This is a genomic window from Mycolicibacterium monacense (genome assembly GCF_010731575.1).
Lineage (GTDB): Bacteria > Actinomycetota > Actinomycetes > Mycobacteriales > Mycobacteriaceae > Mycobacterium > Mycobacterium monacense.
On sequence record NZ_AP022617.1, the window covers coordinates 35,489 to 50,000 of the forward strand.

The 14,512-nt window shown below is 70.1% G+C and carries 11 protein-coding genes; 9 read left to right on the forward strand and 2 right to left on the reverse strand.

Translation table 11 applies throughout. The features are described 5' to 3' along the window. Positions 1-24: 24 nt before the first annotated feature. The 5 genes from sfnG (at position 25) to purH (ending at position 5,857) form a co-directional block, all read left to right on the forward strand. The gene (gene sfnG, locus G6N49_RS00160; RefSeq protein WP_083045370.1) at positions 25-1,155 is read left to right on the forward strand and encodes a dimethylsulfone monooxygenase SfnG; all 1,131 of its coding nucleotides are present in this window, start codon (positions 25-27) and stop codon (positions 1,153-1,155) included. Positions 1,156-1,300: 145 nt separating this feature from the next. Further along, entirely contained in the window at positions 1,301-2,182 is an 882-nt protein-coding gene (locus G6N49_RS00165; RefSeq protein WP_064872365.1) for a DUF5336 domain-containing protein, read from the forward strand. A 57-nt stretch (positions 2,183-2,239) separates the two neighbouring features. Then, entirely contained in the window at positions 2,240-3,628 is a 1,389-nt protein-coding gene (locus G6N49_RS00170) for a cell division protein PerM (RefSeq protein ID WP_064872367.1), read from the forward strand. Between the two features lie 19 nt (positions 3,629-3,647). After that, complete coding sequence (gene purN / locus G6N49_RS00175; protein WP_011561698.1) at positions 3,648-4,277, forward strand: phosphoribosylglycinamide formyltransferase; 630 nt, start codon at positions 3,648-3,650, stop codon at positions 4,275-4,277. Further along, on the forward strand, positions 4,274-5,857 hold the full coding sequence (gene purH, locus G6N49_RS00180; protein ID WP_064872369.1) for a bifunctional phosphoribosylaminoimidazolecarboxamide formyltransferase/IMP cyclohydrolase: 1,584 nt from the start codon (positions 4,274-4,276) through the stop codon (positions 5,855-5,857). Before purN ends, purH begins: the two co-directional genes overlap by 4 nt. Positions 5,858-5,870: 13 nt before the next feature. Here purH and G6N49_RS00185 read toward each other — a convergent pair whose 3' ends face one another. Then, entirely contained in the window at positions 5,871-6,989 is a 1,119-nt protein-coding gene (locus G6N49_RS00185; RefSeq protein WP_083045371.1) for a GGDEF domain-containing protein, read from the reverse strand. Positions 6,990-7,089: 100 nt separating this feature from the next. After that, positions 7,090-8,862 carry an LpqN/LpqT family lipoprotein gene (locus G6N49_RS00190; protein ID WP_083045372.1) on the reverse strand — a complete coding sequence of 591 codons (1,773 nt, stop codon included), beginning with the start codon at positions 8,860-8,862 and terminating at the stop codon, positions 7,090-7,092. Positions 8,863-9,008: 146 nt separating this feature from the next. Here G6N49_RS00190 and G6N49_RS00195 point away from each other — a divergent pair, with 146 nt between their 5' ends. From G6N49_RS00195 to G6N49_RS00210, 4 genes are all read left to right on the forward strand, one after another. Further along, on the forward strand, positions 9,009-9,377 hold the full coding sequence (locus G6N49_RS00195) for an ArsR/SmtB family transcription factor (RefSeq protein WP_064916933.1): 369 nt from the start codon (positions 9,009-9,011) through the stop codon (positions 9,375-9,377). After that, positions 9,374-11,023 carry a SulP family inorganic anion transporter gene (locus G6N49_RS00200; RefSeq protein WP_011856936.1) on the forward strand — a complete coding sequence of 550 codons (1,650 nt, stop codon included), beginning with the start codon at positions 9,374-9,376 and terminating at the stop codon, positions 11,021-11,023. Before G6N49_RS00195 ends, G6N49_RS00200 begins: the two co-directional genes overlap by 4 nt. Positions 11,024-11,091: 68 nt before the next feature. Next, positions 11,092-12,474 carry a sigma 54-interacting transcriptional regulator gene (locus G6N49_RS00205; protein WP_041310305.1) on the forward strand — a complete coding sequence of 461 codons (1,383 nt, stop codon included), beginning with the start codon at positions 11,092-11,094 and terminating at the stop codon, positions 12,472-12,474. After that, a complete protein-coding gene (locus tag G6N49_RS00210) occupies positions 12,467-14,464 on the forward strand; it encodes a VWA domain-containing protein (protein ID WP_011856935.1) in 1,998 nt (665 codons plus the stop codon). The genes G6N49_RS00205 and G6N49_RS00210 overlap by 8 nt, the downstream gene beginning before the upstream one ends. Positions 14,465-14,512: the final 48 nt, after the last annotated feature.

Here is a 14,512-nt window from a genome sequence, read left to right on the forward strand (position 1 = left end):
CGCGGCGGTTGCTGCCATGGATCCATGAGCACCGAACGCATCGCCGACCACGTCAAGTTCGCCTACTGGGTGCCCAACGTCAGTGGCGGCCTGGTGACCAGCACCATCGAACAGCGCACCGACTGGAACTACGAGTACAACAAGAAACTCGCCCAGACCGCGGAGAACAACGGCTTCGAATACGCGTTGAGCCAGGTCCGCTACGAAGCCAGCTACGGCGCCGAATACCAGCACGAATCGACCAGCTTCAGCCTGGCGCTGCTGCTGGCCACCGAGCGGCTCAAGGTGATCGCCGCCGTGCACCCGGGCCTCTGGCAGCCCGCGGTGCTCGCCAAGCTCGGCGCCACCGCCGACCAGCTGTCGGGCGGCCGGTTTGCCGTCAACGTCGTCTCCGGCTGGTTCAAGCACGAGTTCACCCACCTTGGCGAACCGTGGCTCGAACACGACGAGCGCTACCGCCGCAGCGCCGAGTTCCTGCAGGTGCTGCGCAAGATCTGGACCGAGGACGACGTGGACTTCCGCGGCGACTTCTACCGCATCCACGACTTCACCCTCAAGCCGAAACCGGTCAACACCCCCGAGCGGCCCAACCCGGAGCTCTTCCAGGGCGGCAACTCCACCGCCGCGCGGCGCAACGGCGGCCGCTACGCCGACTGGTACTTCTCCAACGGCAAGGACTTCGACGGCATCACCGAACAGATCGTCGAGGTGCGTGACCACGCCCGTGAGGTGGGCCGCGAGGTCAAGGTCGGACTGAACGGGTTCATCATCGCCCGCGACACCGAGAAGGAGGCGAAGGACACCCTGCGGGAGATCATTGAGAAGGCCAACAAGCCGGCCGTCGAGGGCTTCCGCAGCGCCGTCCAGCAGGCCGGGAACTCGACGGCCGACAAGAAGGGAATGTGGGCGGATTCCTCCTTCGAGGATCTGGTCCAGTACAACGACGGCTTCCGCACCCAGCTGATCGGCACGCCCGAGCAGATCGCGGAACGCATTGCGGCATACCGCAAACGCGGTGTCGACCTGATCCTCGGCGGCTTCCTGCACTTCCAGGAGGAGATCGAGTACTTCGGTGCCCGGGTGCTGCCGCTGGTGCGCGAGATCGAAGCATCCGATGCCTCCTCGGCCGACGCCCCGGCGCTCGCCACGGTGTGACGCCGCAACGGCACAGCGGTTAGACACCGTCGTGCGCCGGGTACGAGCGTGGGTGCGCTAGCGTGGGAGAGCGAATTGCTCAGGTGGTCCGTGTTCATGCGCACGTGTTGCCCACGTCAGACGCCCGATCAGCACAGGAGAGGTCATGACCTACTCACCCGGTAGCCCCGGATTTCCACCGGCCAATCAGCCCACCACACAGTTCTCGGCACCGACGCAGCATTTCGGCAAGGTGCCCGAACAGCCCGCCGCCGGCGAGGGCCCCAACAAGCTGCCCGCCTACCTGCTCATGGTGGTCGCAGCCCTCGGCCTGCTCGTCTACCTCTGCAACTTCGGGCCGATCTTCGAGGTCAGCGCGTCGGACTTCCTCGGCCAGGGTGGCACCGTCAGCGGTTCGACGCTCGGCATCGGGCTCGCGGTCATCTCGGCGCTCACCGCCGGCCTGCTGGCCGGTGTGACGCTGCTGTCCAAGGGCCGCACCTACGTCGCCATCGCGGCCGTGCTGTCGGTGCTCGCGTTGCTGCTCGTCATCGCCGAGCTGATCAACAAGCCGTCCGAGGCCTCGATCGGCTGGGCGCTCTACGCACTGATCGTGCTGTCGCTGCTGCAGGCCGGATCGGCCGTCGCCGCACTGCTCTTCGACACCGGTGTCCTGACCCCGCCCACGCCGCGGCCCAAGTACGACCAGCAGCAGTACGGTCAGTACGGCGGCCCGGGCCCCTACTACGGTCAGCCGCACTCGGGAGCGCACCAGCCTCAGCAGCTTCACACCGGCTCGCACCAGCAGGCCCCGCAGCAGCAGCGTCCCGGGTACCCGTCGCAGTACGGCGGCGGCTACCCCGGCGCGGGTGGACCGTCGACCGGCGGCTTCCAGAGCTCGGGACAGCAGAGCGGTCCGCCGACCCCTCCCACCGGATTCCCGACCTACGGTCAGCCCCAGCAGCAGGGTGGCGGTTCCGCCCAGGGCGGTTCCGGACAGGGACAGCAGCCGCCGACGTCGCAGCAGTCCGGCCAGAACCCCTCGTAAAACCGACCGCGCGTGCGTGACCAACGCGCACGCCAGCCTGTGCGAGGGGCCCAGTTAGTGGACAACCGGCCGGTCGGCACCCGCCAGGCCCGCGAGCTGTTGCGGGTCGCGTTCGGGCCGTCCGTCGTGGCACTCGTCGTCATCGCGGCGGTGACGCTGCTGCAGCTGCTCATCGCCAACAGCGATATGACGGGTGCCTTCGGCGCCATCGCGAGCATGTGGCTGGGCGTGCATCTGGTACCGATCTCGATCGGGGGCAGTGAGCTCGGCGCGATGCCGTTGATGCCCGCGCTGATGATGGTGTGGGGGACCGCCCGCACCACCGCGGCCGCGACGCCGCCACACGGCTCGTGGTTCGTCACCCGGTGGGTGGTGGCCTCCGCGCTGGGCGGGCCGCTGCTGATCGCCGCGATCGCGCTGGCCGTCATCCACGACGCCGCCTCGGTGCTCACCGAACTGCAGACCCCGTCGGCGCTGCGCGCGTTCGGCGGGGTGCTGGTCGTGCACCTCATCGGCGCCGCGATCGGCGTGGCGTCGCGGGTGGGACGCCGCACGGTGCTGACCTCACCGCTGCCCGACTGGCTGCCCGACGCATTCCGGGCGGCCGCCGCCGGTGTGCTCGCGCTCGCCGGTCTGTGCGGTGTGGTCATCGCGGGATCGCTGGTCGTGCACTGGTCGACCATGCACGAACTGTTCGCGATCACCGATTCGGTGTTCGGGCAGTTCAGCCTGACGGTGCTGTCGCTGCTGTACCTGCCCAACGTCGTCGTCGGCGCGGCGGCGGTGGCGGTCGGTTCCAGCGCGCACATCGGGCTGGCGACGTTCAGTTCGTTCACGGTCCTCGGCGGGGACGTGCCGGCGCTGCCCGTGCTGGCGGCGGTTCCGGAACCGCCACTGGGACCGGTCTGGGTGGCGTTGCTGATCGTCGGCGCCGCCGCCGCGGTCGCGGTCGGTCAGCAGGTCGCCCGCAGACCGGCACCCATCCACATTGCGGCGGCGAAGCTGGTCGTCGCGTCGGCCGTCGCGGCGCTGACCATGGCGCTGCTCGGCGAGGCCGGCGGCGGACGGCTCGGCAACTTCGGCCAGGTGGGAGTCGACCAGACCACTTTCGGGCCGGGGGTCTTCCTCTGGTTCATGGTGATCGGCGGGCTGACCGTGGCGATGTCCGGCGGCATCGTCCGCCGGCCGCGGCGCGTCCGCGTGACCGAACCCGAGCCGGAACCCGAACCCGAAGCCGCGCCCGAGCAGGATCTCGACGACGCCGAGACCGGACCGATCGTCGACCCCGTCGCGGCCGCCCCCGAACCGGTCACCGCGGAACCGGTGGCAGAACCGGTCCCCGGTGAGCCCGACCCGGCGCTGGACCCCGAGGAACACTTCATCGTCGACGACGCGGGCAGTCCCCCCACCGACAGTGCACCTACCGACGGCGAGCCGCGGCGCTGAGCCGACTAGGCTGCTGCGCGTGCAGCAACCGCTTCGTGTGCCTCCGAGCGCACCTGCACGGCTGGTCGTGCTCGCATCGGGCACCGGATCGCTGCTCGCCTCGCTGCTCGAATCCACCGTCGACGACTATCCGGCGCGGGTGGTCGCCGTCGGGACCGACCGGACCTGCGCCGCGCTCGACATCGCGGCCGCCGCGCAGGTGCCCACCTACACCGTCCGGCTCGGGGAGTACCCCGACCGCACCGCGTGGGACGCCGCGGTCACCGCGGCGACCGCAGAACACGAACCCGACCTTGTGGTGTCCGCCGGCTTCATGAAGATCCTCGGCCCCGAGTTCCTCAACCGCTTCCCCGGCCGGGTGGTCAACACCCACCCAGCCCTGCTGCCCGCATTCCCCGGCGCCCACGCCGTCGCCGACTCGCTGGCCTACGGTGTCCGGGTCACCGGCTGCACCGTGCACCTGGTCGACGCGGGGATGGACACCGGGCCGATCCTCGCCCAGGAAGCCGTCGCGGTGCGCGACGGCGACGACGAGGCGACCCTGCACGAGCGCATCAAGGTGGTCGAACGACGACTGCTGGTGGATGTCCTGGCCGCGATGGCGCAGCGCGGCGTGACCTGGACCGGACGAAAGGCGACCATAGGATGAGCGGTGACCAAGGGCAGGCCGGGGCGAAGAGGCCGATCCGGCGCGCACTGATCAGCGTTTACGACAAGACCGGGCTGATCGACCTGGCGCGCGGACTGCACGAGGCCGGCGTCGACATCGTGTCGACCGGCTCCACCGCGAAAACCATTGCTGACAAAGGCATTCCGGTCACACCGGTCGAGTTCGTGACCGGGTTCCCCGAAGTGCTCGACGGGCGCGTCAAGACGCTCCATCCGCACATCCACGCCGGCCTGCTCGCCGACACCCGCAAACCCGAGCACGTCGAGGCGCTGGCGAAACTCGGCATCGCGCCGTTCGACCTCGTGGTGGTCAACCTCTACCCGTTCAGCGAGACTGTCGAGTCCGGCGCGTCGGTCGACGAGTGCGTGGAGCAGATCGACATCGGCGGCCCGTCGATGGTGCGCGCGGCCGCCAAGAACCACCCGAGCGTGGCGGTGGTCGTCGAACCGAACGGTTACGACGGTGTGCTGGCCGCGGTCCGAACCGGCGGCTTCACGCTTGCCGAACGAAAGATCCTGGCGTCGTTGGCATTCCGGCACACCGCCGAATACGACGTGGCGGTGGCGTCGTGGATGGGTTCGACGCTGGCGCCCGAGGAGCCCGCGCAGAAGCTGCCCGCCTGGGTGGGCGGCACCTGGCGGCGTGCCGCGGTGCTGCGCTACGGCGAGAACCCCCATCAGCAGGCGGCGCTCTACCGCGACGCCACCGCGTGGCCGGGGCTGGCGCAGGCCGAGCAGTTGCACGGCAAGGAGATGTCGTACAACAACTACACCGACGCCGATGCGGCGTGGCGGGCGGCGTTCGACCACGAGGAGATCTGCGTCGCGATCATCAAGCACGCCAACCCGTGCGGTATCGCGATCTCGTCGGTGTCGGTCGCCGACGCGCACCGCAAGGCCCACGAGTGTGACCCGCTGTCGGCGTTCGGCGGGGTGATCGCGACGAACAGCTCCGTGAGCGTCGAGATGGCCGAGACCGTCGCCGACATCTTCACCGAGGTCATCGTCGCCCCGGCCTACGAGCCCGGCGCCGTCGAGATCCTGTCCCGCAAGAAGAACATCCGCATCCTGGTGGCGGCGCAACCGCCGACGACCGGCACCGAACTCCGGCCGATCAGCGGTGGTCTGCTGCTGCAGCAGCGCGATGCGCTCGACGCCGACGGCGACGACCCGGTCAACTGGATCCTCGCAACGGGTGAGCCCGCCGATCCGGCGACGCTGGCCAACTTGAAGTTCGCCTGGCGCAGCTGCCGCGCGGTGAAGTCCAACGCCATCGTCGTGGTCGCCGACGGCGCCACCGTGGGCGTCGGGATGGGGCAGGTCAACCGCGTCGACGCGGCGCGGCTGGCGGTGCAGAGGGCCGGTGACCGGGTGCGCGGCGCGGTGGCGGCGTCGGATGCGTTCTTCCCGTTCCCCGACGGGCTGGAGACGCTCACCGAGGCTGGGGTGAAGGCGATCGTGCACCCCGGCGGATCCATGCGCGACGACGTGGTGACCGAGGCGGCGGCCAAGGCCGGTATCTCGCTCTACCTGACCGGCGCGCGGCACTTCGCGCACTGACCGGCGCAACGGCTTAGAGCGGTGGTTCGTCGTCTTCGAGCGCCCGCAGCGGTGGGCAGTTGATGTGGTGCGCCTGATTGCCGCCGGCCCGGCGGGCCACGACGACTGCCGAACGGGCGAGCTCGAGCAACTCGTCGAGGACCTCCTCCGGTGGGCGTTCCACGAGCCCCTGCATCGGCGTGCTCACCACGCCGATACTCGCCGACGTCCGCGGCGGGGTGGTGCGGATCGCACTGCGCACCCGCTCGACGAGCGCTGAACTGTCGGTCGTCGGGAAGCTGTCGGCGATCAGGAACTCGGTCTCGGGTAGGTGGGCGATCACCGCGTTCTGCCGCGTGGTCTCCCGCAGGGTCTGCGCCGCGGCGACCCGCGCCCGCTCGCCGGCCTGCCGGCCCTTGGCCTGGGTGAGCAGCGCGAAGTTGTCCAGGTCCACGACGACGAGGACGAAGAACCGGTCGTCGTCGCGGTTGCGCGAGCTGATGTAGGCCGCGGCGGCGCGGTCGAAGGCATCGCGGTTGTAGAGGCCGGTCAGCGGGTCGATGTCGGCGTTGAGGACGTCGATGCCCAGCAGGTGGACCAGCGCATGACACACCGACGGGGTCGCGACGTAGAGGATGACCAGGAAGATCAGCGTCGAGATCGCCAGCGCCGGATCGCCGTCGAGCGCCACCCGCACGGCGAGCACCGTCGAGGTGAGCAGCGCCACCACGAAGTTGAACGCCATCATCTTCGGCGTGTGGAAGAACGCGATGTAGCCGGCGAGGACCGCGAACGTCGCCGCGCCGAACATCCCGTTGAACGGATCGGCTTTGATCAGACACCCGACGCCGATCGCCAGCGCGCCTGCGACCACGAACCCGGCTGACTGACGTTGGCTGGGCCAGCCCTCGCGCCACCAGCCGATCGCCATGCCGATGAGGGCCACCGCGATGACCGCCGTCCCGATGCGCCCGGCCAGGCCCGTCGGTCCCGCCGGACTGAACATCGACACCAGCAGGACGACAGCGAATCCGACGAGCGACCCCGCGACCATGCGACAGATACCGCGTTGCGCGCCGCGAGCCGCGAGGAATGCGGTGAGCCAGTAGTAGTGGTCTGGTTGGCGCCACCATTCGCGCATTGCGCCGGTCATGAACCCCCTCGAACTGACGGCCGACGTCGGCTTGGTGATGACATCGACAATTGCAGCTTGACCCCGCAAACGTCCCCGCGCAACTGTCGGGTGGGAACGCTCAAGGCGCGATCGTCGTCTGCTGGTCGATGACCGCACCCACGTCGGTGATGAGCCGGCTTTCGGCCGCGGGCGCGTCGCCGTTGACCTGCAGGATGAACAGCCCGTCGGCGGTGTCGACGACGGCGGTCTTCTGCCACGTCGCCCGCGGTCTGCCGTCGCGCTCGTAGGTGCCCTCGACCTGGACCGCGTCGTATCCGGAGAGCTTGATGGGGCCGGCGATGCCGGTGCGGGCGGCGGGCAACGTCTTCAGTTCGTTGGGCGCGTACTCGAAGATCCGCGCGGGGTCGACGTCGCCGGACAGCCTGGACATCAGGGAGATCACCGTCGGCGGGTCGACGTTGGCGGGCAGCCCGTCGAACACCATCGCCGAATACGCCCACGACGGCGCGCGCGGACCCGCGTCGGACCAGCCGGGCGGGATCGGCAGCGTGACGACCGGCGCGTCGGGGGTCTCGCGGGGGATCGGCACCTCGACGATGCGGTTGTCCCGGATGTAGTCGGCGATCGTGTACGCCGACCGGTTGGGACGCGCCGACGTCGCGGTGGGCCGTGTCGTGGTGGGGGCCGTACGGGACCTCGTGGTCGTGGTTGTCGTGGCGGGGTTCGGTGTGCTGTCGTCGTCGGATCCGCTCACCGCGACCACCGAGACCACCGAGACCACCGCGGCGACCAGCAGGATGACGGCGAGGATGGCGCCGGCGACGATCAGGCCGCGGCGGCGCGGCGGCGGCTGTCCCTGTGCCGGCCCGTATTGGGCACCGGGATAGGGGGCGCCGCTGGGCATCCACGGCGAGACCATCACCGGCGGACCCGCCGCCCCCATCTGCGGCTGGGCGGGCGGCGCCGAGATCGGCGGCCCCGGATAGGAGACGCCGGGCGGCGGGCCGACGGGCCCGGGCGGTGCGGTGGCCGGTGACGGCGGCGCGGCCGGGCTGCCGGTCGCCTGCGCCAGCGCGACGGCGAAGTCGTGGCAGGAACCGAAGCGTGCCGCCGGATCCTTCGCCAGTGCGCGCGTCATCGCCGCGTCGAAGGCCCGCAACTCCGGCCGGGTGTCGCCGAGGCGCGGCGGCGGTGTGTTGAGGTGGTGGCTGATGATCACCGCGGGGTTGCTGTGCGGGAACGGCGGGCTGCCGGTGAACAGCCGGTAGGCCGTCGCGGCCAGTGAGTACTGGTCGGCGCGGCCGTCGATCGGATGGCCCATCAGCTGCTCGGGCGCGCTGTAGCTCATCGACCCGACCGCGATGTTCGACGACGTCAGGCCGGTGTTGTCCTCGGCGTGGCGGGCAATGCCGAAGTCGGCGAGCAGGATCCGCCGGCGCGCCCGGTCGGGACCGGTGATGAGGATGTTGGCCGGTTTGACGTCGCGGTGCAGCAGTTGGCGCTGGTGGGCGTAGTCGAGCGCATCGGCGACGGCGGTGACGATCTCGATGACGTCGGCGGCGGGCAGCCCGTTCGGATGCCGGTCGACGAGCAGGCGGGCGGCGTCGTGGCCGTCGACGAAATCCATCGAGATCCACAGCCGGCCGTCGTACTCGCCGCGGTCGTGCACCCCGACGATGTGCGGGTGCCACAGCGCGGCGGCCAGATCGGCCTCGCGGCTGAACCGGTGCCGGTACTCGTCGTCGGCCGAGAACGACGCGGGCAGCACCTTGAGCGCGTCCTGGCGTGGCAGCCGGGGATGCTGCGCCAGATAGACCTCACCCATGCCGCCGGTGCCGACCAGTCGCACGATGGTGTAGCCCGCGAAGACCTGACCGGTTTCCAACGGCATGGCCGCAGACTACCGGCCCGGTGCGGTTTGCTCGTGACGATGATCACCGACGCCGACGGGGGAATCGGTCCGATCGGCCGCTATGCTGGATTGCGAATTGATGCAATTCATCAATCGGTCAATCCATTCACACCGAAGGCGTCACAGTGCACGAGGATCCGCCCGAACAGCCGCTCTACGAGATCAAGGCGAATCTGTTCAAGGCGCTGGCCCACCCCGCGCGGATCCGCATCCTCGAGGTGCTCAGCGCCGGGGAGCAGCCCACCCCGGTCAGCGAGATGCTGTCGGCGATCGACGTCGAACCCACCGTGCTCTCCCAGCACCTCGCCGTGCTCAAACGCCACCACGTCGTCAGCGCGCAGCGCAGCGGGAACGCCGTCTACTACCGGCTCGCTCACCCGAAGATCCGCGAACTGCTGGTGATCGCGCGGACGTTCCTGGCCGACACCCTCGACGCCCAGCGCGCCCAACTCGACACGCTGGCGTCGCTGCCACCGCTGCGGTCCGACTCGTGAACCCCGCACGGTTGCTGCCCCGCCGGTCCGACTACGCCGACCTGCCGACCTCCTGGCGGCGCGACGTGCTGGCGGGGGTCACCGTCGGCGTGGTCGCCCTGCCGCTGGCACTGGCGTTCGGCATCAGCTCGGGGGTCGGCGCGGCGGCCGGACTTATCACCGCCGTCGTCGCCGGGGTGGTCGCGGCGGTGTTCGGGGGGTCCCACGTCCAGGTGTCCGGACCCACCGGCGCCATGGCGGTGGTCCTGGCGCCCATCGTCGCCGCCCACGGTCTGGGCAGTGTCGCGCTGGTGACCGTGGTCGCCGGCCTGCTCGTGGCGGGCTGCGGGATCGCGGGCCTGGGCCGGACGGTCACCTTCATCCCCTGGCCGGTGATCGAGGGGTTCACGCTCGGCATCGCGGTGATCATCTTCGCGCAGCAACTGCCCGCGGCCCTCGGCGTCTCCGCACCCGCCGGCGGCCGGACCCTGACCACCGCGCTGCACGTCCTCACCCACGCCGACTGGGCCGCCGCGGCGAAGACGCTCGTGGTCGTGGGCTTCGTCGCCGTGGTGATGGTCGCGCTGCCCCGGCTGCATCCCGGCGCACCGGCCTCGCTGCTCGCGGTCGTCGGCGCGACGATCGGCGTGATCGCACTGCACGTGCCGGTGGCGGCGATCGGTGAGCTGCCGTCGCACCTGCCCGCACCGGTACTGCCGACGGTCGACGTCGATTCACTGCGGACGCTGTTGAGCGCCGCGGTCACCGTCGCCGCGCTGGCCGCCATCGAATCGCTGCTGTCGGCCCGGGTGGCGGCGACGATGTCGCCGACGGGCCCGTACGACCCCGACCGCGAACTGCTCGGGCAGGGTCTGGCGTCGGTCGCATCCGGGGTGTTCGGTGGGATGCCCGCGACCGGCGCGATCGCCAGGACCGCGGTCAACGTCCGTTCGGGTGCGCGCACCCGGGTCGCCGCGATCGTGCATTCCGTCGTCCTGCTCGGTGTGGTCTATCTGCTCAGCGGTCCGGTGTCGCAAATTCCCCTGGCCGCGTTGGCGGGTGTGCTCATGGTGACCTCGTTCCGGATGATCTCGGCGGCCACGGTCCGGTCGATCCTGCGGTCGGGGCGTTCGGACGCATTGACGTTCGTGGTGACCGCGGTGATCACGGTCAGCTTCGATCTCATCGAGGCGGTGATGATCGGCGTGCTCGCCGCGGCCTTCTTCGCGCTGCGCAACGTGGCAGGCCGCAGCAGCGTCACCCGCGAGCAGCTGCCGGGTCCGAATCGCGACGGAGACGAGCACATCGCGCTGCTGAGGCTCGACGGGGCGATGTTCTTCGGGGCCGCCGAACGCATCTCCACCGAGATCGCCGAGGCCTTCGGGACCCCCGGGGGTCCCGCAGCCGCCGGGATCCGCGTCGTGATCATCCGGATGTCGCAGCTGGGCATGCTCGACGCCACCGGCGCCCGCACCCTGGCGGAGATCACCGCCGAACTTGAGGCCCGCGGCATCACGGTGATCATCAAGGGGGTGCGCCCCGAGCACCTGAACATGATCACCAGCGTCGGTGTGCTGGACTCGCTCCGCCACGAGAACCACCTGATGGACTCGCTCGACGACGCGATCGCGCACGCCCGGACCCACGTGGCGGAGCACCCGTCCTGAGGCCGACGTCATTATTCGCTCACGGGGGAAGCAGTGCCCCATCCGCCGCGCAGTCGTAGCGTGGTGTGGTGACCCAACCCCATGATCTGCCCCGGACCGTCGGCGAACTACGCGCCTCCGGCCATCGCGAGCGGGGCGTCAAACAGGAAATCCAGGAGAACCTGCTGGCCGGATTGGCCGAGGGCCGCGACATGTGGCCCGGGATCCTGGGTTTCGAGGACACGGTGATCCCGCAACTCGAGCGGGCTTTGATCGCCGGACACGACATCGTGCTGCTCGGTGAGCGCGGCCAGGGCAAGACCCGGCTGCTGCGCGCGCTGACCGGACTGCTCGACGAGTGGACGCCCGTCATCGAGGGGTCGGAACTGGGCGAGCACCCGTACACCCCGATCACCCCCGAATCCATCCGGCGGGTTGCCGATTCGGGCGACGACCTGAAGGTGGCCTGGCGCCACCGCAGCGAGCGGTACACCGAGAAACTCGCCACCCCGGACACCAGCGTGGCCGACCTGGTCGGCGACATCGACCCGATCAAGGTGGCCGAGGGCCGCAGCCTCGGCGACCCGGAGACCATCGCCTACGGCCTGATCCCCCGCGCACACCGCGGCATCGTCGCGGTCAACGAGCTGCCCGACCTCGCCGAGCGCATCCAGGTGTCGATGCTCAACGTGATGGAGGAGCGCGACATCCAGGTCCGCGGCTACACGCTGCGGCTGCCGCTCGACGTCCTCGTCGTCGCCAGCGCGAACCCGGAGGACTACACCAACCGCGGTCGCATCATCACCCCGCTCAAGGACCGGTTCGGCGCCGAGATCCGCACGCACTATCCGCTGCAGCTCGACGCGGAGGTCGGCGTCATCACCCAGGAGGCGCAGCTCGCGGCGGCCGTCCCCGACCACCTGCTGCAGATCCTCGCCCGCTTCGCCCGCAACCTGCGCGAATCGAGTTCGGTGGATCAGCGTTCGGGCGTCTCCGCGCGGTTCGCGATCGCCGCGGCCGAGACCGTCGCCGCGGCCGCCCGGCACCGCTCGACGATCCTCGGGGAGCAGGAGCCGGTCGCCCGCGTGGTCGACCTCGGCACCGTCGTCGACGTGCTGCGCGGCAAGCTCGAGTTCGAATCCGGTGAAGAGGGTCGTGAGCAGGTGGTGCTCGAGCACCTGCTGCGCCGCGCCACCGCCGACACCGCGCAGCGGTTGCTCGGTGGTCTCGACGTCGGGCCGCTCGTCGCGGCGGTCGAGGAGGGTTCCCCGGTGACGACGGGTGAACGTGTGTCCGCCAAGGACGTGCTGGCCGCGCTGCCGGACCTGCCGGTGATCGACGCGATCGCCACCCGGCTGGGCGCGCAGACCGACGGTGAACGCGCCGCCGCCGTCGAACTGGCGCTCGAGGCGCTGTACCTGGCCAAGCGGATCGACAAGGTCTCCGGAGAGGGCGAAACCGTCTATGGCTGATGCCCGCGCGCACAAGGGACACGGCCGGTCATCCCGGTACTCCCGTTATACCGGCGGGCCGGATCCGCTTGCCCCGCCGGTGGATCTGCGCGAGGCGCTCGAGCAGATCGGTGAGGACGTGATGGAGGGCAGCTCGCCGCGGCGGGCGCTGTCCGAACTGCTGCGGCGCGGCACCAAGAACATGCGCGGGGCCGACCGGCTGGCCGCCGAGGCCAACCGGCGGCGCCGGGAACTGTTGAAGCGCAACAACCTCGACGGCACCCTGCAGGAGATCAAGAAGCTGCTCGACGAGGCGGTGCTCGCCGAACGCAAGGAACTCGCCCGCGCCCTCGACGACGACGCGCGGTTCTCCGAGATGCAGATCGAGGCGCTGTCCCCGTCGCCGGCCAAGGCCGTCCAGGAATTGTCGGACTACCAGTGGCGCAGCCCCGAGGCCCGCGAGAAGTACGACCAGATCAAGGATCTGCTCGGCCGCGAGATGCTCGACCAGCGGTTCGCCGGCATGAAGGAGGCGCTGGAGAACGCCACCGACGAGGACCGCCAGCGCGTCAACGACATGCTCGACGACCTCAACGAGCTGTTGGACAAGCATGCGAACGGCCAGGATTCGCAACAGGATTTCGACGATTTCATGGCCAAGCACGGCGAGTTCTTCCCGGAGAATCCGCGCAACGTCGACGAACTCCTCGACTCGCTGGCCAAACGCGCCGCGGCCGCACAGCGCTTCCGCAACAGCCTCTCCCCGGACCAGCGCGCCGAGCTGGATGCGCTGGCGCAGCAGGCATTCGGCTCGCCGTCGCTGATGAACGCGCTCAACAAACTCGACTCCCATCTACAGGCGGCGCGCCCAGGTGAGGACTGGTCGGGGTCCTCGGAGTTCTCCGGCGACAACCCGCTGGGGATGGGGGAGGGCGCGCAGGCGCTTGCCGACATCGGTGAGCTCGAACAGCTCGCCGAGCAGCTGTCGCAGAGCTACGCGGGCGCCACGATGGACGACGTCGACCTCGACGCGCTGGCCCGCCAGCTCGGTGACCAGGCCGCCGTCGACGCGCGGACGCTGGCCGAACTCGAACGCGCCCTGATGAACCAGGGCTTCCTCGACCGCGGGTCCGACGGGAAATGGCGGCTGTCGCCGAAGGCCATGCGTCAGCTCGGGCAGGCCGCGCTACGCGATGTGGCGCAACAGCTTTCGGGCCGCCACGGTGAACGCGACACCCGCAGGGCGGGCGCCGCCGGCGAGCTGACGGGAGCCACCCGGCCCTGGCAGTTCGGCGACACCGAACCGTGGAACGTCACCCGCACGCTCACCAACGCCGTTCTGCGCCAAGCGGGTTCGAGCGTACGCGAGATCCCGGTGAGCATCACCGTCGACGACGTCGAGATCTCCGAGACCGAGACCAGGACGCAGGCCGCGGTGGCGCTGCTCGTCGACACCTCGTTCTCGATGGTGATGGAGAACCGGTGGCTGCCCATGAAGCGGACCGCGCTGGCGCTCAACCATCTGGTGAGCACCCGGTTCCGTTCGGACGCACTGCAGATCGTCGCGTTCGGCCGGTACGCCAGGACGGTGACCGCGGCCGAACTGACCGGGCTCGAGGGCGTCTACGAACAGGGCACCAACCTGCACCACGCGCTGGCGCTGGCCACCCGGCATCTGCGCCGGCACCCCAACGCCCAGCCGGTCATCCTCGTGGTCACCGACGGGGAGCCGACCGCCCACCTCGAGGACTTCGGCGGACGTGACGGCGCACAGGTGTTTTTCGATTACCCGCCGCATCCGCGGACCATCGCCCACACCGTGCGCGGCTTCGACGAGGTCGCCCGCCTCGGCGCCCAGGTGACGATCTTCCGGTTGGGCACCGACCCCGGCCTCGCGCGGTTCATCGACCAGGTCGCCCGCCGCGTGGGCGGCCGGGTGGTGGTGCCCGACCTCGACGGACTCGGCGCCGCCGTTGTCGGCGACTACCTGACGTCCCGCCGCCGGCGGTAACTTCTCCTCGAACCCGGGCGCGGTGCGCTATTGTTTGCTGAATTCACA